The organism is Paraburkholderia susongensis (assembly GCF_900177725.1).
GTDB lineage: Bacteria > Pseudomonadota > Gammaproteobacteria > Burkholderiales > Burkholderiaceae > Paraburkholderia > Paraburkholderia susongensis.
Window position 1 is genome coordinate 284,027 of the sequence record NZ_FXAT01000003.1, and the last position, 19,421, is coordinate 303,447.

The window sequence follows — 19,421 nt, forward strand, 5'->3', positions numbered from 1 at the left end:
CAGTATCGCGAGGTTGCGCCGCGTAGCACGCCTTTGGCTTTGTACAGGATCGTGCCGACCGCAGAGTGCAACCAACACAGGAGACAAGCGTGTCCACATCGAACCAATCGAATGCGGCGGCGGTACGCGCGTTCCGCGTGCTGGAAACGCTCGCCCAGGCGGGTCGCCCTTTGGCGATGATGGATCTGGTGCAGGCGCTCGATCTGCCCAAGCAGACCGTGCACCGGATACTCGCCCAGCTCACCGATGCCTGGCTCGTCACACGCGGCGCAAACGACAAGCTATACGAGTGCTCGGCGCGAGTGAGAATGATGGCGGTGAACGTGCTGATGCATGCGGGACCGGCCGCAGCGCGGCACCTGCTGCTCGAGCAACTCGTGGAAAAGATTGGCGAGACCTGCAACCTGACCATGCTCGCGGGAAACGATGTGGTCTACGTCGACCGCGTGGAGACCGAATGGCCGCTGCGCATGCATCTCCAGCCAGGCTCGCATGTGCCGCTGCACTGTTCGGCGAGCGGCAAACTGCTGCTGAGCTTTTTGCCCAAGGAGCGCCGCGAGCGCGTGATCGAAACGCTGCCGCTGCGTTCCCATTCTGAGCGAACGATCACCGACCGCGACGTATTGCGCAAGGAACTGGCAGTGACGCGCCGCCGCCAGCTCGCGATCAATAATCAGGAGCATCTACAGGGCTTGATCGCGATCGCCGTTCCAGTGATGCTGGACCGCAACCGTGCGTGCGCGGCGATTGCCGTCCAGGCGCCGGTCGGGCGCGTCGCACTCGATGACTTGCTGGCGTTTGTGCCTGATTTGAGGCGGGTGGCGGCTGAGACGGCGAAGACGTTTTGTGAGTGAATGTCGATCCTTCATACCGACGCAGCGGGACCGCCCACATCCTGGTGGCCTATGCCCAGGAGGCGGCAGGAAGTCCCATCTGCGTGCGACGACAAATGGCAAATCAAAGCGAGGCATTTAGTACGCTTTGCCGCTGCCTTGAATGCGAAGGTCTGTGCTCCTGAACTGAATGAGAATCCGGAATTGTTCCAGCAGACGAACAGCGGCTGCCGGCAACTACTCGACGCTTAATGCCTCCCGCTATGAACGCTGATAGTAGAGTGAGGTTCGCCGGAAAAAGTAGAAACCAACATTCCGAAAAAATCCAGGAATGGAGGCATACGTGAGCCGAATCCCCAAAACCGTCTACACGAAGGAATTTCGTGAAGAGGCGGTGATTTGTTCATTGGCGAATTCATTCAGATCGTGAAAAGAGGTATCGGGGCGAACCGCCGCGGGCAATCCCATTAAACACCCCATCGTTCCGACCGCATCTTGTCACTCGAATAACGTCGCCGTCTCTATCAATCGCGTACATGGGATTTTATCTTTTACGCATAAATTTCTGCATCCCTAAATATTCCCAAGTGCTGGGATGACAAAAAAATTTTGGAATTCCAGAGCAGACCTGAATATAGTCACTCCCGGAAACAGCCCCTGCCGCAAGAGTCAAGAGTTCAAACAGGAGACAAACATGAACCTGCTCGTGTACAGACGTTGTGCCGTTTCGCTGTTAACCGCATTAACCGTGAGTGTGTCGCTGGGTTTGTCGGGGTGTGGTGGCGATGCGTCGGACGGTAGTGGCGCCGTCGCCTCGCTGAAGAGTCAACAGCCCGCGGCGGTCTCCGCCGCGCAAAGCGAACCCGCAGCGCAGCAAAGCCGCCGCCTCTCGCGCCAAATCGCCGTGGTGCCGCCGCCAATGGGATGGTCGTCATGGAACAGTCTTGCGGAGAACGTGAATTACAACACGATCAAGGCCGAAGCCGATGGCCTTTCCGCACTGAACGCACAGATAAAATCCGGCGCGCAGTACGAGTACGTGAACACCGATGAAGGCTGGTGGACCTCAGGGACGAGAGATGCCAACGGCAACTTCGTCATCGACAACACCCAATGGCCCGGCGGCATGCAGGCCATCGCGCAATATATCCACAGCAAAGGACTGAAAGCGGGCATCTACATCGACGCCGGCCCGCAGGGTTGCGGCACGCGAACCAACGGCACGCATTTCGTCGGTAGCGACTTCGCGCATTACGATCACGACTTCCTGCAGTTCGCGCAGTGGGGATTCGACTTCGTGAAGGTTGATTTCTGCGGGGGCAGCGCAGCAGGCTATGATCCGCAGCAAGCCTACACGGCCATCGCCGATGCAATCGACAAGGCGTACATACAGACCGGCCACCGCGTGACGCTCAGCATCTGCGACTGGGGAACCATCGGCAGCAACAGCGCGTACCCCGACTTCAATGAGGGACCGTGGGCGTGGGCCGCCGGAGTTGGCCGGATGTGGAGAACGACGGGCGACATCTATGGGCCGAACAGCGGCGCGCCGAACTTCGGCAGCGTGACCGGCAACTTTCTTGGCAACTACCACCCCGAGGCCCAGCACACCGGCTTCTACAACGACCCCGACATGATGGTGGCCGGCATGGGCATGACGGCGGTTCACGATCAGGCGCATATGAGCCTGTGGGCGATCTCCGGCGCGCCACTGATTCTCGGCAACGACCTGTCGAAGCCGCTAACCGCGGATGCCACGCAGTTGATGACCAACACCGATGTCATCGCGGTCGACCAGGACCCACTTGGCACACAAGGCGTAAAGGTCGCACAGTCCGGCGCGCAGCAGGTGTGGGCGAAGCTTCTGGCCGGCCAGGGACAGCGTGCTGTCGTGCTGTTCAACAACGGCACGACGGACGGGCCGATGACGATCACGTGGCAGCAACTCGGCCTGGTGCCAAATGCGCGCGCGACCGTGCGTGATCTGTGGGCCGGCAAACAACTCGGCTCGTTTGTCACTTCGTATACGGCACCCACGGTGCCGGCAGGCGGCGCCGTGATGCTCCTGGTAAGCGGACAGGACGTCGCCGCGACGATCTACCAGCCGACCTCACTTGGCGGCGGTGCATCGTATACGCACTGCGCGGACTGCGACGGTGGCAGGATCGTTCGGGGACTCGGCACTGCAACGTTCGGCAACGTCGCATCGACCGGCACTGGCGGCTACGTTGAGATTGCCTATGCGAACCGCTCTCGCGAAACGTTAACCGCACAACTTTCGACAGACGGCGGCCAGGCGACCACAGTGGCATTTCCGCCGACCGGCGGCGAAGGCCGCATTGGCACGGTCACGGTCTACGTGCCGCTGCAGCCCGGGGCTAACTCGCTGACGCTGTCGAGCGCGGACAGCACCGCGCCGACGCCCGAGATCGGCACAGTCTCTGTCGTTGCCGGCCCGGTAACGCTACCGCCGTTCAAGGCCGCCTACGAGGCAGAAGCGTCGAGCAGCGTACTCGCCGGTGGCGCGCGTATTTCGGCGTGCAGCGGTTGTTCGGGCGGCTCGGACGTCGGCTATATTGGCAACGGCGGGACGTTGACGATCAACAGCATCAGTGTCCCCGCGGACGGCACCTACACCGTGTTGGTTGGTTATGCGAACGGCGATTCGTCGCCGCGCTCCGCGGACATCAGCTTTAACGGATCAACGCCTGTCACTGTGTCGTTTCCGCCGAGCGGTGGGTGGAGCACCATCTCGACTCTCGCTGTGACGGGCACATTCAGGTCGGGCAACGCGAACGCGCTGATCTTCTCGAACCCTTCGGGTTGGGCACCGGACATCGATGGCATTGGCGCCCCGGCAGCGCAGTAGCTTCAGTTGAAGGACCCGCGCCGCCGTCTCCAGCGGCGGCGCAAACGTCAAACCGGGGGTAACAGGCGACGTTGGGGCCGCAACGTGCGGGGTCGCAGCGGGCTGCGCTGGCGGTGAGCTGCCGCTTGCTCTTCGATTTGTTGACGGCGATGACCGCAAGCAGGTCGCGCTGCTTGCCGAACGCGTCGACGACTATATCGGCATGCCGTCGTTCGCTCGCACTGAGCGACGTGTGGCTGACGAAAGTGCGCACGCCAAGCCTGTTCAACGAGGCTCCGAGCTTTTCCGCACTCGACCGGGCGTCGCAGAACACAAGACGCTTCCCGCACTTTCCTGCACTAGAATGGGTTATTAGTACCCTGCCGGGCGTCGCTGGCGGTATCTGGCCAGCACGGCGTGTGGGATTCGCGTTGGAGGAATGCCATGCCGACTTACCAGTACAGGTGCGAGAAGTGCGGTGAAATGTTCGAACATGCCGAACATCTTGCTGAACATGAAACCGCTCATCCGAATTGTCCGAAGTGCGGAAGCGAGAAGGTTCAACACATACCCACGCCATTTGTCGCGAAAACGTCCAGAAAGAGCTGAAATCTGTCTGGCCTCGTGTCCTTACCGCTATAGAGCGAGGCCCCTTATGCAATTGCTCACGGTAACAATCGTCAAACCCGAAGCGACAAATTTCGTCTTAGGGCAATCCCACTTCATCAAGTCCGTCGAAGACCTGCACGAGGCGATGGTCGGCACCGTGCCGGGTATCAAGTTTGGTCTGGCCTTTTGCGAAGCGTCGGGAAAACGCCTCGTGCGCCGGTCCGGCACCGACGCCGGCCTCATCGAGCTGGCAAGTCAGAATGCCACGGCCATCGGTGCGGGCCATAGCTTCGTCATTTTTCTGGGAGATGGCTTTTACCCAGTCAATGTTCTGAACGCGATCAAGGCCGTGCCCGAGGTATGCCGGATCTTCTGCGCAACGGCGAATCCCACGCAGGTTTTGCTTGCCGAAACGGATCAGGGACGCGGTATCCTGGGTGTCGTTGACGGGTCTGGGCCGCTCGGCGTGGAAAACGAAGAGGACGTTCAATGGCGCAAGGATCTGTTACGCGCGATCGGTTACAAGGCGTAGGCGCAAATGCTTTCATCCCCTCTACGTCTTGAGCCCGGCACCCTGTGGCGCGCCATCCTGCGTCAAACGGAGCATGCGCTGCGTTGCGGTGCACTGCTGCCAATCGAGACGACCCAGGAACTGATCGAAGAAGGGGGAGTACATTTTATTGTCCGCCAGGTTTCGAGCCTCACCCGCAAGGAAGAAACCCGGCAGGCGAGCAAGGTCGAGGCCGGGGAGCGCAGCACCGTCGATCCGTTCCTGCCTTATGCCCGGGACCTTTTTGTCGCCGACCTCTCTGATACTCACGTCGCCTTACTCAACAAGTTCAACGTCATCGACCATCATCTGCTGATCGTCACCCGTTGTTTCCAGGTGCAGGAGGCGCTGCTCGACCTGGCGGACTTTGCATCTCTCGCGGCCTGCATGGCCGAGTTCGATGCCTTGGGCTTCTATAACGGAGGTGCGGCGGCCGGAGCGAGTCAACGCCACAAGCATCTGCAGATGGTGCCGCTGCCGCTCGGCGAGTCAAGGGTGCCCCTGCTCATTGAATCTGTTTTTGCTTCCGCGCGCATGGAGGGGACGATCGGAACCGTACCGGGTCTCGCCTTTCGACACGCGTTCGCCCGTCTGGACCTGAGCCCCGCCGCCTCGCCAAACGCAGCGCAGGCCGCTTTCGATTGCTACCGCTCGTTGCTCGAAGCGACTGGTCTGAGGGAGATCGAGGCGAACGGCGAACGGCTCCAGTCGGCGCCGTACAACCTGCTTGTCACACGCCGCTGGATGCTGCTGGTGCCGAGGTCCGCGGAGTGTGCCGAGGGTATTTCGGTCAACGCGCTGGGGTTTGCCGGATCGCTCTTCGTACGCGACGCTGCGCAGCTGCAAACCATCAGGACACTCGGCCCGATGACCGTACTGCAACGCGTCGCTGTTTGATCAGGGATGCCTGGCATTCCGCATTCACTGGAAGACGCTCAGGGCAACCTGACTACAAGCCCGTTGCACATCCGGGCTGCCATCACCCGGAGGCTATAGCGCTGCCACCCAGATATGCCGCGCGAACGCGGTGATCCTGCGCCAGTTCGTGGGCCGGCCCGGCAAGCGCGATCCGGCCGCTTTCCAGCACATAGGCCCGATGCGCGATGCGGAGCGCCTGACGTGCGTTCTGCTCGACAAGGAGGATCGAGGTGCCTTCCTTGCAGATGTCGGCAATCATGCCGAAGATCACGCGCACCAGCTTCGGTGCAAGTCCCATGGACGGCTCGTCCAGCACGACGATGCGCGGCCGCAACATCAGGGCGCGCGCGATCGCCAGCATCTGCTGTTCGCCACCGCTGAGCGTCCCTGCCAACTGGCTGCGTCGTTCACCGAGGCGTGGGAAAGTCTCGTAAACCCCGGCCATCCGTTTTTCCAGCACGGCCCCGTCGCTGCGCAACAGGTAGCCGCCGAGGCGCAGATTTTCCTCGACGGAGAGCGACCCGAACATGCGGCGTCCTTCCGGCACGTGACCCAGACCCAGCGCGACGATCTGGTGAGCCCGCATCCCGATGAGCGGGTGCCCGGCCAGCACGATCTGTCCCGCTCGCGGGCGAATCAGGCCGGAAATGGCGCGTAGAGTCGTTGTCTTGCCCGCTCCGTTGCTGCCGAGCAACGCCACGATCTCACCTTCCGCGACATCGAGGGATATGCCGTGCAGTACCTCCACGTTCGCGTAGCTCACGTGCAGGTCACGGACTTCTAGGAGTCCCACAACGATTTCTCCCCGGCGGCATCGTCGGCCGCTTCATCTATTTCGGCCGTACCCAGATAGGCGTCTATCACGTGCGGATCGGTCTGGATCTCGGATGGCGTTCCCCCGGCGATGATGACACCGTGGTCCATGACGATGATCCGGTCCGACACCCCCATCACCAGCATCATGTCGTGTTCGATCAGCAGCACCGTCACGCCGAGATTCCGGATACGCCGGATCAACTCCATCAGCGCGTGCTTTTCGGTCGGGTTCATCCCAGCCGCCGGCTCGTCCAGCAACAGAAGTTGCGGGTTGCTGGCGAGGGCGCGAGCAATCTCCAGCCGGCGTTGATCGCCATAGGGCAGGTCGGCCGCACGTTCGCCGGCCCTCGCCCCGAGGCCGACGAAACTGAGCCAGCGCAGGCCCTCTGCGGCGTGATCCGCTGCCTCGGCACGCGCCGACGGCAACGCAAGCAGTTCGGCGACCAGCAGCGTCCGCAGCCGATGATCCATGCCGGTCAGCACGTTCTCGAAGGCCGTCATGTTGGCAAACAGGCGAATGCCCTGGAAGGTGCGCGCCATGCCGGCATGGACGATGCGATGCGGTGCGCCTCCGGCGAGCGACGTTCCGCGCCAAAGCACCTGACCGTCGGTTGGGCGGATCACGCCGGTGAGGCAGTTGAACACCGTGGTCTTCCCCGCGCCGTTGGGGCCGATCAGGCTGAGGATTTCCCCGTTGCGCACCGTGAAGCTGATACCGCCGACTGCCCGTACACCGCCGAAGCGGCGCTGCATGTTGCGCACATCGAGCAGAATTTCGTCGCCGGCAATCGCCTGGGGCGCGAATGCCGCAGCGCGGCCGGCGCCCTCGCCCGGTGGCGCCACGCGGCGCAGCGGCGCTGGCCACAGGCCTTGCGGCCGCAGCAGCATCAGGATCACAAGGCCGATCGCAAAAGCGAAGATGCGCCACAGGTCGAGAAAGCGCAACAACTCGGGCAGGCCGGCAACGATGATGGCGCCGAGTATCACGCCAGGAATGCTCCCCCGGCCGCCGAGCACGACGACAATCAGGATGGTGACGGATTGCAGATACGTGAAGCCGGTCGGGTCGATCGTCCCGAAGCGGGCGGCGAACAGGCTGCCCGCAAAACCGCCGATCAGGGCACCCATGACGTAGGCGAGCATTTTGACTCGCAAGGTCGGCACGCCGACGGCTTCAGCCGCCGCCTCATCCTCGCGGATGCTGGTCCAGGCGCGCCCAAGCCGCGACTGTCCCAGCCGGATTGCGAACACCAGCACCAGCACGAGGAACGCGATGCCCAGTTCGTAGACCGCACGCGGCGAGCTGATTTCATAACCGAACAGGTTCGGAGGCGCGATGCCGTAGATACCGTTCGGGCCACCCGTGATGTCGAGATTGGTGGCAATGATGCGCGTGATCTCGCCGAACCCAAGCGTGACGATGGCCAGATAGTCGCTGCGCAGGCGAAGGGTGGGATAGCCGATGACGATACCCGAAGCCCCGGCAAACGCCAGGCTGAACGGCAGCGTTTCCCAGAACGAGAAATGCAGCAAGGTTTCCAGCAACGCCGTCGTGTAAGCGCCGATTGCAAAGAAGGCCGCATAGCCGAGATCCAGCAACCCGGCATAACCCACCACGATGTTTAGCCCGAGGCCGAGGATCGAATAGGTGGCGATGGTCAGGCCGACATCGACGATATAGTTGCTCGCGACCACGGGCAGCGCCACGGCGGCGAGCAGCGCGACGCCAGCGGGGTAAAACCAACGCGATGGCGTCCGCATCGTGCTCATCGGCTACATTCTCTCGACGACGCGTTCGCCGAACAATCCGGTCGGCTTGATCACGAGCACGCCGATTAGTACACCAAACACGAGCACATCGGTCCACCGGGACGAGACATAACCCGCGCCGAACGCCTCGAGCAGACCAATCAGGATGCCGCCGGCCATCGCGCCCGGAATATTGCCGATGCCGCCGAGAACCGCGGCGGTGAAGGCGCGCAGGCCAAGCACGAAACCCATGAAAAAATTGATCTGCGTGTAGTAGAGCCCTTCCATGACCCCTGCCACGGCGGCCAGCGCCGAACCTAGGAAGAAGGTCAACTGGATCAGCCGTTCCACATCGATGCCCATCAGGCGCGCGGCGTCCTGATCGATTGCCAGCGCGCGCATCGCAGTGCCGACAAACGTGCGGTGAACGAAGAAATATAACGCGAGCATCAGCGCAAAGCTGGCCGCGATGATGCCGATCTGGGCGAACGTGATCTGCACGCCCTGGAATTCGAGCCCTGCCTGGCTGAGCACGTGCGGATACGTACTGAAGCCGGCCCCGTAGATCAACAGCACGCCGTTCTCCAGCGCCAGCGAGACGCCGAGTGCCGTGATCAGGATCGACAGCCGCGGCGCGCGCAGCAGCGGCTGGTAGGCAAGCCGCTCGATCGCGAGGCCCAGTGCGCCGGTGACCGCCATGGCGGCCACCAGAGCAACCAGCAGCGCCAAAGCGAGCGGGATGTGCGCTGCAGCAAGCACCGTCAAGCCGGTCCAGCCGATGAACGCGCCCACCATGAACAGGTCGCCATGAGCAAAATTGATCAGCCGGATAATCCCGTAGACCATGGTGTAGCCGAGGGCGACGAGAGCATAGAACGAGCCGATCGTCAGCCCTTCGACCACTAGCTGGAGGAAGTTGCTCATGGCGGCGCGCGGCGCGCTACAGGGTCTATTTCATCGCCACCCAGTGTCCGCTTGCATCTTGTCTCTGATAGGGCGTGAACTTGTCGCCTCGCACCATGACGGTGATATACACCGCCACGCTGCGGTCGCCCTTCGGGTTAAAGCCGATCGTCCCGGTTGCACCCGGATAGTTCGAGATCTTGTGCAAGGCCGCCGTGATCGCGGCGGGCGTCGCCGACTTTGCGTCCGCGATCGCTTTCGCCGTGACGCCGACAGCATCGTATTCGTAGACGGAATACGGTCCCGGCCCTTGTCCGTAGGCCTTTGTATAGTCGTCGACGAAACTGTGCGCGCCGCTCAGGAACTGCGCCAGCGGCGCCGTGGTGATGATCATGCCGTCGGCCGCCGGGCCGGCTGTCTTCATCAGTGTCGGATCATTGGTGCCGTCACCGCCCATGAAGGTCATCTTCAGGCCCAGTTGGCGGGCTTCCTTCACCAGCAGACCAGCTTCGGAGAAATAGCCGGTGTAGTAGATCACGTCCGGCTTGAGCGAGGCGACGTGGGTCAGGGTTGGCGAGTAATCCATCTGGCCGGGCGTGATCGCATCGTTGTAGACGACATCGACGCCGTCCTTTTTCAGGGCGTCTACGGTGTTGTCGGCGAGGCCCTTGGCGTAGGTCGTGTTGTCGTTGATCACAGCCGCACTTTTCGCGTGCAGCGAATTCTTCATGAAGCCGGCGGCAAATGGACCTTGCTCGTCGTCACGGCCAATCGTGCGGAACACGCCGTCGTAGCCCATCTCGGTCAACTTGGGATTAGTCGACGCATCCAGCACGTAGGGAATGCCGGCGCGATGAAATGTCGTCAATTCCGGCAGCGCCGCGCTGGAGCAGTAACCGCCCGCCACTGCGACGACCCCCGCATCGACGAGCTTCTGCGCCGCCTGCACGGCGGTCTGCGCGTCGCAGGCGTCGTCCTCCGGCACCAGTTCGATCTGCTTGCCGAGCACACCGCCAGCCGCATTGATCCGGGCGGCGGCCAGCTTGGCGCCGTTGACGATGTCAGTACCGGCATTGGCACTGCTACCCGACAGCGGCACCGGCACGCCGATCTTGATGGTCTGGCTTTGCGCCGCCCCAGGGGCGATGCCGGCGAGCACGGCCAGAGCAGCCAAAGCCGCGATTGTCGTTTGCCGCAAGGCGCGAGCTGCGTCGGGCGAACCATTCTTCTGAGCAATCATGTTGGGGACTCCTTATTGTGAAAGGGATCGGAACGATCCGCCACACGGTGCAACCGGTGACATCAGAAAACGGTTGAAGCCGGACAAAAACGGACATCGCATACAAGTTGTAATCTGGTGGATCGACAGACTGGCTATCGGACTCGCCGCAAGACTCGCCGCAGCGCTACCATGAAAGCGTTTTTTTCATAATAGGTCTCGCCGAACATTTGGGCCGTATAGGGTATGCGCGCATAGAACACCATATAAAAAGCGGCGGCAACCTCACATTTTTTTGAACGGCAAGCAGCGGAGCTACGCATGAAAAGCGTTGTGCTGGGAGGTGGAATCGCGGGCGTCACGGCTGCGTACTACCTCGCTAAAGAGGGCCGCGAGGTGACGGTGATCGACCGTCGGCCAGGCGTCGCGCTCGAGACCAGCTTTGCTAACGCCGGTCTGGTCGCGCCAGGACATTCGTATACCTGGGCGTCGCCGCGCGCGCCGAAAATCCTGCTGAAATCACTTTTCGTCGAAGGACAGGCGCTGCGGCTCAAGCTCAACGCGGACCCGCACATGTGGGCCTGGTGCATCCAGTTCCTGCGCAACTGCACGGCGGAGCGTTCGCGTCAGAACACAACGCGCAAGGTGAGGCTTTGCCGCTACGCACAAAGCCAGTTGCAGCAGCTAAGCGCAGCCGAGCATTTGCAGTACGACCGCATCAGCCACGGCCTGCTGTATCTCTATCGAGATGAAGCGTCTTTCGCGCGCGGCACACAAAACATGTCGATCCTGGCGGACAACGGGCTGCCGCTCGAAACACTCGATGCGGCGCAGGTGGTTGCGCGTGAGCCGGCGCTTGGCGCAGCGCGTGACAGGATCGCCGGTGCGATTTATTGCCCAACCGATGAAAGCGGCGATGCGCACCTGTTCACCCGAGCGCTGAAAGAAGTTTGCGAGCGCCTTGGGGTCCGTTTCGATTTCGATGCGTCTATTAGCGCGATCGAGGCGTCCGGCGATCAGGTCGTTGGCGTGCGCACGCCAGCGGGACTCGTTCAAGGCGACGAGTTCGTTCTTGCGCTCGGTTCCTGGTCGCCGATTCTGGCGCGTCGGCTGGGTTATCGGCTGCCGGTGTATCCGGTAAAGGGCTATTCCGCCACGTTTCCTGTCGGGCCCGAGCACCGTCCGCCGGAGCTGGGTGGCGTCGATGAGAACAATCTCGTGGCGTGGGCGCGTTTTGGCCAACGGTTGCGCTTTACCGCGACCGCCGAATTCGCCGGTTACGACACGCGCCACACACCCGCTGACTTCAGGCAGATGCTCCAGGCCGCCCGTGAGTTGTTCCCGGACGGCGCTGACTATGAGCGCCCGTCGTACTGGGCAGGTCTGCGTCCAATGACGCCCGAAGGGACGCCTTTGATCGGCCGCACACGGCACAGGAACCTGTATCTGAACACGGGGCACGGGCACATGGGGTGGACGATGTCGTGCGGCACCGCGAAACTGCTGGTCGACATCATGGCCGGTCGCCAGCCCGAACTCGACATGACAGGGATGACACTGAGATGAGCACGATTCCATTGCAGGACGACGCGTACGTCAGGCTCGATTTCACGCTGGACGACGGCATCTGCCGGCGTGCTGCCATTGGGCTCGTGGTGCTCGCCACCGATCACACGATCGAACACGAATGGCGCAAACTGCTGGCGCAGGATGGCGTGGCGTTTTACGAGAGCCGCATACTCAACTCGCCGGATATCACGCCCGAGCGCCTCGCGGAAATGGATGCGCGCATCGCGTCGGCGGTCGCGTTGATTCGGCCTGCAGAACGGATCGATGTCGTGGCGTTTGGCTGCACGTCGGCATCGATGGTGATCGGAGAAGAAAACGTATTCGCACGCATCCGCGAGGCGCGTCCGGGCGTCGCGTGTACCACGCCGATTACCGCTGCGCTTGCTGCGCTGCGCGCTCTCGGCGTTCAACGCGCTGCGCTGTTGACCCCCTATGTGCGCCCGATTAACGACTACATGCGCGACTACATCGAGACACGTGGCGTGCGCATTACACGCATGGCGTCATTCGAGCATGCGAACGACAACGAGGTCGCACGGATTGACACGGCCTCTCTGCGAGCCGCCGTCGAGCACCTCGGGCAGAAGCCTGACGTGGAAGCTGTTTTCGTGTCGTGCACGAGCTTGCGCATTGCCGAACTCGTTTCAGAGCTTGAAGCGAGGATCGGCAAGCCGGTGATATCCAGCAACTTCGCGATGGCCTGGCACGCGTTGCGGCTCGCGGGAGTGGAAGATCGCGAGCCTCATCGTGGGCGGTTATTTGCGCTGTAACGGGAGAACGGCGTTGTGACGCCGGTATTCTCACGACAGAGTATTCGAAACGCCTGCGCGAGGCCGCGCCCCGATCTCATTTCCACTGCGGCTGCTGTAGCGTCATCCCATGCTGCCCCTTATATGCAGCGACGGCTGGCGGCGTCCAGCCGTCCAGCATCTGCGGTGCGAGCCGATAGATCTCGATGCCGAGTGGCCGGCATACCTCCAGCGGATCGCGCGCATCCGGTCCCCACATCGGCAACGAGAGATCGCCGCCCGGACACGTCGACAGCGCGCACAGCAGGTCGATTTCCGCGAAAAATTCCAGGTAGTCGCCTTTTTTGGCCGGGCATGCCTTCATGAAGTATTTGTCGTCGAGATTGAGGCCCGTGCACTGGAACACGTTGAGCACGTCGTGCACGTCGTATTCGGTCAGTCCGTACGGAGCGATCGCGCGCGTGAGATTGGAGTGGCAGTGGAAATGAAAATCCTCGCCAGTCAGCATTCGGTTCACGTAGGGATCGCAGCGGGTGCCGAGCAGGTCATGAACCCGGCCGCCGTGCTCGTCGACACCGTAATCGGCGAGGCTGTCGTCGGTGATCGTCACCATCGGACGCAGGAACGGCAGCGTCGACCACAGACGGTCGAACGTGCTGACGTGCGCCTGCTGTAGCTGGCGCGTGCGTGAGGCCCACATCCGCTCACGCGGGTTGTGCTCGTTCCACATGTTCAGGTCGGCCACCTGCGGACCCTCGATCGTGACGATCCGGAACACATGGCCGGCAGGCACGGTCCAGGCCTGACCGGACCTGATCGGCACGACGATCGATTCGACTAGCGTGCGGGTGTCGTGCCCGGAGGCGATGCGTTGATAGAACGCCTTGTCGACCTCGAGTGCGGAACCCTGGGTGGATTGGTAGGCAGCGGGGTAATTCAGCATGACGGAGGCTCCCATATGGCTGGCGGACAGATCGCGCCAAAGTACGCGGTAGCGGATGTAGACTGAAATTGCATCTGTATCCGCGGTGCCGCATCGGGTGTTCCGACAACGCGCGGGACCGCGCAATTCACCCTCATTGGAGGCGAAAATGGCAACGACAACCATCATCCCCCGGAATGACGGCCCGTACCACATCAAAGGTGACTTCTCGATAGCCACTCAAGGCGGGAAACCTGTCGAGGTGGAAAAGGATGAGGTCTGGCTATGCCGATGCGGGCACTCGCAAAACAAGCCATTCTGCGATGGTTCGCACAAGAAGGCCGGGTTTCTGAGCAACCTCGACGAAGCGCCACAGGAAGGCCAAACACCTTGATGCACCTTGATGCATCGCGTCGACGGCCGGCGTGACGTGCATCATATTTGTCACGGATATGAGCTGCGGACCAGACCTTTGTCAGGGTGACTATACTGAAAGAGGCCGCCTTGATTCAGGCGTGAGTGGCTAGAGCGGCAGGCTCCGACAGGATGTCAACGCGCACCCGCCTGGCCGCGGGAGAAACGTATGTTCAAGCATCTGCTCGTGCCGACCGACGGCTCGGCCCTCTCCAAAGCCGCCATTCAGATGGCGGTGACGCTCGCCAGGGAAAGTGGCGCCAAAGTCACGGGGCTCCATGTCATTCCGGAATTTCACGTCCTCGCGTACGGCACTGAAATGATCGCCGACGAAGAGGAGCGAGTCGTTCAGGCCAGCCGAAAGCGTGCGGATGACCACCTCGCAGTGATCGCCAGGGCGGCCGCGCAAGCAGGTGTCGAGTGCGATACGGTTGCGACGAACCGCGCCCATCCGTACGAGGCGATTATCAGCGTCGCCACGCAACGAAACTGTGATCTCATTGTCATGGCGTCCCACGGACGAAGCGGTATGCGCGCCTTGTTGCTCGGCAGTGAGACTCAGAAGGTCCTGACGCACAGTCAGATCCCGGTCCTTGTCGTCCGGCAGCCGGCGCAAACCGATGTGCACGGCACAGTGGAATCCCCCAGGCCCGAGACGTATAACCCTTGATTCAAGGTTCAACCTCATACGGCGGAGATGTCGACAGGCGTCCGTCGTCCACGGGACCACCGACAGTGAAGTGATAAAGGCTTTGCCAGGCGTGATTCTTCACTCCGAGCAGGGCGTGCATTTCATCGTCAAAAAAGCAGCCGATCCCCGTGGCGCGCACGCCGGCGGCTTCCGCTTCGAGATAGAGCGTTTGACCGAGCATGCCGCATTCCCAGAAAAGGTGGCGATAACGCCACGGCTGCTTCAAGGCGATTTCGAATCTCGCGATCATTCCCAGCGCAAAGCAGGAATCGGCGCCGATATCCTGGTGACAGCAGATCAACTTTGCCGCGGCTCGCAAATCGTAAGGCAGCAGAAAATAGAGCGGTAGATCGTCCGGCCCGGTCTTTTGCCACAGCCATTCTGGACGGAACGACTGCTTGAGATCCAACAGTGCGTCAGGATTCCTTACGAGGATATACAGGCCCGGCTCCAGACCGTCCACGCGATGCACGAGGAGCGCCGCGTGCACCGCGGCTGGGGGCGTTAGCGCATTCCACGGCGGCGTGTCGCGTCGTGCCAGGAGGCAAGCGAGCATGCTGAAAAACGCCGCCTTGGCGATGAACGTGGTGCCGTCGAAATTCACGGCACTACGACGTTGCCGCGCGATCGCGGCAAAGCTGAGATCAAGGGCGGGCGCGCCGGGAGACGGACGCGGTTGCGGATCCGACGAGTCCGGCTCACGGGTACGGATCTTGTGCGTCGTACGATGGATCGCACTGATATCCGGCCACGTCACATGTCCTGAACTGAGCTGATTCGCGCGTCCATGCCACTGTGCCTTATCCAAAGCGGTCAGCATGCGCTCGAGGCCAGGCCGCAGATCAGGATTGCCGATCCACAGCAAAGCATCTGGAGCCTCTCTTTCTGATTCCAGAAAATCTTCGTCGCGGCGCAACCCAAGCAAGTCGGCCACGGCATCGTCAGCCGCCGCCTCGACGAGCCGCGTCTGCCAGCCGAGCGCTGCCGCCGCGTAACTCACCGCGGCGATGGCGTGGCCGCAATCGTGCTGACAGTAGCGCCAGGCGCGCATGCCGTATTTCCAGGCCTCGCGCCAGTGGATCGAACTGATGCCGACGAGCACACCGCTTTCCGAAAACGCCTCAGTCCATCGTGGATCATCCACGGCCGCGCGATGTTCAAGCGCGTGATCCCGGCTCACGTAGTGGTAGACGCCTGCGGACAAGCCGTGCAGAGCCGGACACAGAAGGTAGCCCTCGGTCGGATGCAGATTCCCGCTCGAAGGGTTGCAGCGCAGTGCCCACCGCTGGGTGCCGTAGGACTTCCATGCCGACAGGCCGAGCGAGAGTTCGAACAGGATGGCCAGATTCAATAGATCGAAATCGTGCGCTGGCGGCAGGGCGCCGCAGCGCAGCTGGTTGTAGCGCGTAGCCAGCAGGTCCGCGGCTAACGGCAGACCCACGCGCGGTGCGTCGTGAAACACCCGGAACGGATCCGGCTGGGTTGCCCAGTCGAGACCCCCGGGGCCCGGGGCGTAGAAGTTGACGCGGTGTTTGCTGCGTTCGTGATAGTCAAGCAGCGCATGCTTTAACCGGTCCACAGCGTGGCCTGCGTACGGTTCAACGCCTGGGGCCCCTCATACTCTCGGTTTCCATTGCCGCGTTCCGCTCTTCGCTGGCCTCGATGGGGTCCATGGTCTCGTCGACGGAGGCTGTCGCGCGTTCCGTGGCCGCCTTCGTTTCGTCGACGGTTTCGCCCGGTTCTCCGTCGTCGCTACCGGGGGGGTGCAGCATGTCGCGAAGCATGGCTTTCAACTCCGGGGTGTCCCACGGCACGCCATGCTGCTTTTGCCGTTTTATGTAGTGCCTGACTTCTGCATCCTGCTCGGGAGTCAGGGGAAGACCGCGAAATGTGCGGGTAGGGGTAGCGTCGACCATGATAGTGCTCCGGTGACCATCCTGTTTCAGTGTAGCCCTGTTGTGGTCAGAGGGTTCCAACTATCGGCCGGGGCAGATGGCGTGTCCTCGAGATCGGCAGTCAGCCGCTGTCACAGGGTCTAAAATGTAAGCATGGTTGCTACCTGTAAGGAGGCTGCCATGACTCAGTCAATGATTGGTTTTTTGGTGGCCGTGGCGGTCCTGCTGGCCGCCGCATTCGTGTTTGCCCGGCGTTACATGCGGGCGCATTCGGGCGAGAGTATGAGCCAGTGGCTCGACGCGCATCACATGGGCTGGATGCACCACAGGCATTGATGACGTAGCGAGGAACGGGGTTCCGCCGGCTCGGCTGTTGAGTCGCCATCGGTGCAGCATGATCCGGCCGGATCGGGTTGGTGGCGGCTTCAGGCGCCAGCGTCTGCCGGCGACACCCAGCCGCCGCACCGCTAATGTTCCACATCCACCGTCGGCAAGCGGGCTGGGATTGTTGTTTGGCTCATTTGAGCCGTATAGCCGAAAACGATGCGGTGCAATAAGTGTGCGCGATGTCTGGGAAATGCCCTGAACCGCACCGGGAATCGTGAAGGCCGGTTGGTTTACGTTAATACGGGCACGTCAGCAGTAATTCTGTGTTGCCTGTAGTAGTTTGCCTCAGCGTCGGCGGGCGGAATATAGCCGAGCGGTTCCATCAATCGATGATGGTTGTACCAGGCCCCATTCCAGCGTCGCCAGTTCGACGGATTCCCTCGTTTTCCACGGAGTGCGCCGATGAATCAGTTCGGTCTTGTACAGACCGTTGATCGTTTCAGCCAGCGCGTTATCGTAACTGTCGCCACGGCTGCCGACGGACGGCTCGATACCCGCCTCGGCCAACCGTTCGCTGTATCGAATGCTGACGTATCGGGAGTCGTCGTGCAAACTCGCTTGCCGCGAACTACACCTCGCAAGCCCTGCAGCTTCATCAGCCGCGACCGTGCAGCGCGCGACCACCATGCCCTCCCGGTTCATCTGCTTCCAGACCTTCGGCACGCCATAGACTTGCATGTTGGCCTGCCAGACACGTTTGATCTCCGGTTGCAGCGGCTCACCGCGCTTCGCGCGGGTGCAGCGCTTTGACGGATCACGAAGCTGCGCAGCATGGCGTCGGTAGCCCGACGGCGCAATCCGCAAAACCTTGCAGATCGGCTCGACACCGAAGGTGTCGCGATGCTGATCGACGAAGGCCTCAGGACTTGAATCGGCGGTCGAGCTCCGCCTGGGCGAAAAACGCGCTCGCCAGCTTGAGAATCTCGTTGGTACGGCGCAGCTCCTTGACCTCACGCTCCAGGGCGTTGATGCGTTCTCGCTCGGCTGTGCTCGCACCATTGCGTTCATCACGCTCGACCTCCTCGCGCTTGCCCCAATCCAGCAGTGTCTGCGGCGTACAGCCGATCATCGGCGCAATCGATTCGACCGCCGCCCACATCGACGGATGTTCGCTACGCTGCTCGCGTACCAGACGCACTGCGCGCTCCCGGACTTCCGGGGAAAACTTGGTTACCTTCTTGTTCATAGCTCGATTCTCTCAAGAATGCGAGCCTCCACAAAATCCGGTGCGGTTCACCTTGCGTGCTTCAGCCGCAGTGTAGAGATCGAGAAGCGTGACCTCGTCACGCGACTTCGACGCTATCCAATTCTTCGTGGCTATCAGGACAGCACGCAATTTGGGAGGCAGCACGCCAATGTCCGCCTCAAGCGCATCGACATCAAGCTTGACCGCGACCGCCCCATGTTCCTCGACTACATCGGTAAGGTAATCGCGATGTCGCGTTGATGTTTCCCGCCTATCGTCGACCTCGACGATACGTTCCCGGAGCGGGTCGTAAACGGCGCGCCCCACAGCGGCCAGACTTGCTACTTGTTGGGCGTGCACAAGCGACTCCTGGTCGGGGCCAGCTATTGCGCGAGTCTCGTCGGCCCACATTCCGGACGGGGCTGCAGCCTCGGTACGGACCAACCGTGCAAGCAGCAGGGAAAGCTCGTGGTCACCGTTAGAGCGCAATTGGGAAAGCCGTTCGCGGAGAAACGCCGCTTCCGCAATCGTCAGCCAGAGGGTGAGCGGTCCGGCATGCCAGCTATCCGGCCGAGCGGGGAGAGGCACAAACGGCGGATCGAAACTGAGAAACGGCTGTCCATCGTCATTAGTTGCCGTACCCGAGCTCTTCAGTTGCCGATGCGCTTGCGCTCGCGAAATCGCTCGCCCGTCAAGGCGCGGACGCAATATTCCCCACACCGCGAGCGCATTCCAATACACGGTCGACGGCGGCTGGCTCGATGGCTTAGGGAAGACGCGCACTCCAATCACCTGGGATTCACCCGCGTCTCTGAGCCGGCCAGCAAGCACCCTTTCGCGTTCGCGCAGAGCGCGCGTGGCTACCGGTCCCGTCAATCCTGCCAGATCCTCGAACAACCAAGGCACGATGACTGCATAGCGCGAGCACGAGTGTGCAGCACTGATGCACCGGGAAAAAAGCGATAGGCGTAACGCTGGTAGATCGTCAGAAAGCCGATCTCATCACGCACGCCCATGGACTCTTCGTCCATCTGCGCCTTCGCACAGGCCAGCGCGCCGCGCGACAGATAGGTCCATCCCAAAGCGGGCTCGATTGGCGGGCTCCGTCGGGACGATTTCGCGGATTGGCGCAAAGCTCTCAGCTCCACACGTATGACGAGGGC

General features: G+C 61.8%; 19 protein-coding genes, 1 pseudogene and 1 other annotated feature. Of the genes and pseudogenes, 10 read left to right on the forward strand and 10 right to left on the reverse strand.

All coding sequences use genetic code 11. The annotated features are described in order from the left end of the window. Positions 1-89: 89 nt before the first annotated feature. The 5 genes from B9Z01_RS10385 to B9Z01_RS10405 all read left to right on the forward strand — a co-directional run bounded on the left by B9Z01_RS10385 (position 90) and on the right by B9Z01_RS10405 (position 5,737). Positions 90-854, forward strand: coding sequence for an IclR family transcriptional regulator (locus tag B9Z01_RS10385; RefSeq protein ID WP_085482596.1), 765 nt, complete (start codon positions 90-92; stop codon positions 852-854). A 673-nt stretch (positions 855-1,527) separates the two neighbouring features. Further along, positions 1,528-3,702: a carbohydrate-binding protein gene (locus B9Z01_RS10390; protein ID WP_244195980.1), complete on the forward strand. Its 2,175-nt coding sequence runs from the start codon at positions 1,528-1,530 to the stop codon at positions 3,700-3,702. 423 nt (positions 3,703-4,125) lie between these two features. Continuing rightward, on the forward strand, positions 4,126-4,290 hold the full coding sequence (locus B9Z01_RS10395; RefSeq protein ID WP_085482598.1) for an FmdB family zinc ribbon protein: 165 nt from the start codon (positions 4,126-4,128) through the stop codon (positions 4,288-4,290). 46 nt (positions 4,291-4,336) lie between these two features. Next, entirely contained in the window at positions 4,337-4,822 is a 486-nt protein-coding gene (locus B9Z01_RS10400) for an adenosine-specific kinase (RefSeq protein ID WP_085482600.1), read from the forward strand. A gap of 6 nt (positions 4,823-4,828) precedes the next feature. Continuing rightward, positions 4,829-5,737 carry an ATP adenylyltransferase family protein gene (locus B9Z01_RS10405; RefSeq protein ID WP_085482602.1) on the forward strand — a complete coding sequence of 303 codons (909 nt, stop codon included), beginning with the start codon at positions 4,829-4,831 and terminating at the stop codon, positions 5,735-5,737. 82 nt (positions 5,738-5,819) lie between these two features. On the opposite strand, the gene B9Z01_RS10410 is transcribed toward B9Z01_RS10405, so the two are convergent. Genes B9Z01_RS10410 through B9Z01_RS10425 form a run of 4 tightly spaced genes read right to left on the reverse strand, consistent with a single transcriptional unit; the run spans position 5,820 to position 10,466 of the window. Continuing rightward, the gene (locus B9Z01_RS10410) at positions 5,820-6,551 is read right to left on the reverse strand and encodes an ABC transporter ATP-binding protein (protein WP_085482604.1); all 732 of its coding nucleotides are present in this window, start codon (positions 6,549-6,551) and stop codon (positions 5,820-5,822) included. Beyond that, entirely contained in the window at positions 6,539-8,344 is a 1,806-nt protein-coding gene (locus B9Z01_RS10415) for a branched-chain amino acid ABC transporter ATP-binding protein/permease (RefSeq protein ID WP_085482606.1), read from the reverse strand. Before B9Z01_RS10415 ends, B9Z01_RS10410 begins: the two co-directional genes overlap by 13 nt. A gap of 3 nt (positions 8,345-8,347) precedes the next feature. Further along, the gene (locus tag B9Z01_RS10420; RefSeq protein WP_085482608.1) at positions 8,348-9,247 is read right to left on the reverse strand and encodes a branched-chain amino acid ABC transporter permease; all 900 of its coding nucleotides are present in this window, start codon (positions 9,245-9,247) and stop codon (positions 8,348-8,350) included. A 25-nt stretch (positions 9,248-9,272) separates the two neighbouring features. After that, positions 9,273-10,466: a branched-chain amino acid ABC transporter substrate-binding protein gene (locus B9Z01_RS10425; RefSeq protein WP_085482610.1), complete on the reverse strand. Its 1,194-nt coding sequence runs from the start codon at positions 10,464-10,466 to the stop codon at positions 9,273-9,275. A 300-nt stretch (positions 10,467-10,766) separates the two neighbouring features. Here B9Z01_RS10425 and B9Z01_RS10430 point away from each other — a divergent pair, with 300 nt between their 5' ends. Beyond that, positions 10,767-12,011, forward strand: coding sequence for a D-amino acid dehydrogenase (locus B9Z01_RS10430; RefSeq protein ID WP_085482612.1), 1,245 nt, complete (start codon positions 10,767-10,769; stop codon positions 12,009-12,011). Then, entirely contained in the window at positions 12,008-12,784 is a 777-nt protein-coding gene (locus B9Z01_RS10435; RefSeq protein WP_085482614.1) for a maleate cis-trans isomerase family protein, read from the forward strand. Before B9Z01_RS10430 ends, B9Z01_RS10435 begins: the two co-directional genes overlap by 4 nt. Positions 12,785-12,860: 76 nt before the next feature. Here B9Z01_RS10435 and B9Z01_RS10440 read toward each other — a convergent pair whose 3' ends face one another. Beyond that, entirely contained in the window at positions 12,861-13,706 is an 846-nt protein-coding gene (locus B9Z01_RS10440; protein ID WP_085482616.1) for an urea carboxylase-associated family protein, read from the reverse strand. A gap of 148 nt (positions 13,707-13,854) precedes the next feature. Between B9Z01_RS10440 and B9Z01_RS10445 the strand changes: the two genes are divergently transcribed. Both B9Z01_RS10445 and B9Z01_RS10450 read left to right on the forward strand, forming a co-directional pair. Then, a complete protein-coding gene (locus tag B9Z01_RS10445; protein WP_085482618.1) occupies positions 13,855-14,079 on the forward strand; it encodes a CDGSH iron-sulfur domain-containing protein in 225 nt (74 codons plus the stop codon). A 189-nt stretch (positions 14,080-14,268) separates the two neighbouring features. After that, the gene (locus tag B9Z01_RS10450; RefSeq protein WP_085482620.1) at positions 14,269-14,769 is read left to right on the forward strand and encodes a universal stress protein; all 501 of its coding nucleotides are present in this window, start codon (positions 14,269-14,271) and stop codon (positions 14,767-14,769) included. Position 14,770: 1 nt separating this feature from the next. Here B9Z01_RS10450 and B9Z01_RS10455 read toward each other — a convergent pair whose 3' ends face one another. After that, positions 14,771-16,369 carry a SagB/ThcOx family dehydrogenase gene (locus B9Z01_RS10455; RefSeq protein WP_085482622.1) on the reverse strand — a complete coding sequence of 533 codons (1,599 nt, stop codon included), beginning with the start codon at positions 16,367-16,369 and terminating at the stop codon, positions 14,771-14,773. A gap of 19 nt (positions 16,370-16,388) precedes the next feature. Further along, positions 16,389-16,706, reverse strand: a complete 318-nt coding sequence (locus B9Z01_RS10460; protein ID WP_085482624.1) for a hypothetical protein — start codon at positions 16,704-16,706, stop codon at positions 16,389-16,391. Between the two features lie 159 nt (positions 16,707-16,865). On the opposite strand from B9Z01_RS10460, the gene B9Z01_RS35495 reads away from it, so the two are divergent. Beyond that, the gene (locus B9Z01_RS35495) at positions 16,866-17,021 is read left to right on the forward strand and encodes a hypothetical protein (RefSeq protein WP_167387462.1); all 156 of its coding nucleotides are present in this window, start codon (positions 16,866-16,868) and stop codon (positions 17,019-17,021) included. A 281-nt stretch (positions 17,022-17,302) separates the two neighbouring features. Here B9Z01_RS35495 and B9Z01_RS10465 read toward each other — a convergent pair. The 3 genes and pseudogenes from B9Z01_RS10465 to B9Z01_RS10475 all read right to left on the reverse strand — a co-directional run bounded on the left by B9Z01_RS10465 (position 17,303) and on the right by B9Z01_RS10475 (position 19,340). Then, a pseudogene (locus B9Z01_RS10465) lies at positions 17,303-18,258 on the reverse strand (transposase). Then, positions 17,862-17,977: a sequence feature (AL1L pseudoknot), on the reverse strand. It overlaps the preceding pseudogene by 116 nt. A gap of 12 nt (positions 18,259-18,270) precedes the next feature. After that, complete coding sequence (locus tag B9Z01_RS10470) at positions 18,271-19,155, reverse strand: hypothetical protein (RefSeq protein WP_143808884.1); 885 nt, start codon at positions 19,153-19,155, stop codon at positions 18,271-18,273. Then, entirely contained in the window at positions 19,131-19,340 is a 210-nt protein-coding gene (locus B9Z01_RS10475; RefSeq protein ID WP_085482628.1) for a hypothetical protein, read from the reverse strand. The genes B9Z01_RS10470 and B9Z01_RS10475 overlap by 25 nt, the downstream gene beginning before the upstream one ends. Positions 19,341-19,421 lie beyond the last annotated feature (81 nt).

Coding starts and splice junctions, on each gene's coding strand:
- B9Z01_RS10390 (WP_244195980.1), top strand. CDS start 1,528: ATGAACCTGCTCGTGTACAGACGTTGTGCCGTTTCGCTGTTAACCGCA.
- B9Z01_RS10395 (WP_085482598.1), top strand. CDS start 4,126: ATGCCGACTTACCAGTACAGGTGCGAGAAGTGCGGTGAAATGTTCGAA.
- B9Z01_RS10400 (WP_085482600.1), top strand. CDS start 4,337: ATGCAATTGCTCACGGTAACAATCGTCAAACCCGAAGCGACAAATTTC.
- B9Z01_RS10405 (WP_085482602.1), top strand. CDS start 4,829: ATGCTTTCATCCCCTCTACGTCTTGAGCCCGGCACCCTGTGGCGCGCC.
- B9Z01_RS10415 (WP_085482606.1), bottom strand. CDS start 8,344: ATGAGCACGATGCGGACGCCATCGCGTTGGTTTTACCCCGCTGGCGTC.
- B9Z01_RS10420 (WP_085482608.1), bottom strand. CDS start 9,247: ATGAGCAACTTCCTCCAGCTAGTGGTCGAAGGGCTGACGATCGGCTCG.
- B9Z01_RS10425 (WP_085482610.1), bottom strand. CDS start 10,466: ATGATTGCTCAGAAGAATGGTTCGCCCGACGCAGCTCGCGCCTTGCGG.
- B9Z01_RS10430 (WP_085482612.1), top strand. CDS start 10,767: ATGAAAAGCGTTGTGCTGGGAGGTGGAATCGCGGGCGTCACGGCTGCG.
- B9Z01_RS10435 (WP_085482614.1), top strand. CDS start 12,008: ATGAGCACGATTCCATTGCAGGACGACGCGTACGTCAGGCTCGATTTC.
- B9Z01_RS10440 (WP_085482616.1), bottom strand. CDS start 13,706: ATGCTGAATTACCCCGCTGCCTACCAATCCACCCAGGGTTCCGCACTC.
- B9Z01_RS10445 (WP_085482618.1), top strand. CDS start 13,855: ATGGCAACGACAACCATCATCCCCCGGAATGACGGCCCGTACCACATC.
- B9Z01_RS10450 (WP_085482620.1), top strand. CDS start 14,269: ATGTTCAAGCATCTGCTCGTGCCGACCGACGGCTCGGCCCTCTCCAAA.
- B9Z01_RS10460 (WP_085482624.1), bottom strand. CDS start 16,706: ATGGTCGACGCTACCCCTACCCGCACATTTCGCGGTCTTCCCCTGACT.
- B9Z01_RS35495 (WP_167387462.1), top strand. CDS start 16,866: ATGACTCAGTCAATGATTGGTTTTTTGGTGGCCGTGGCGGTCCTGCTG.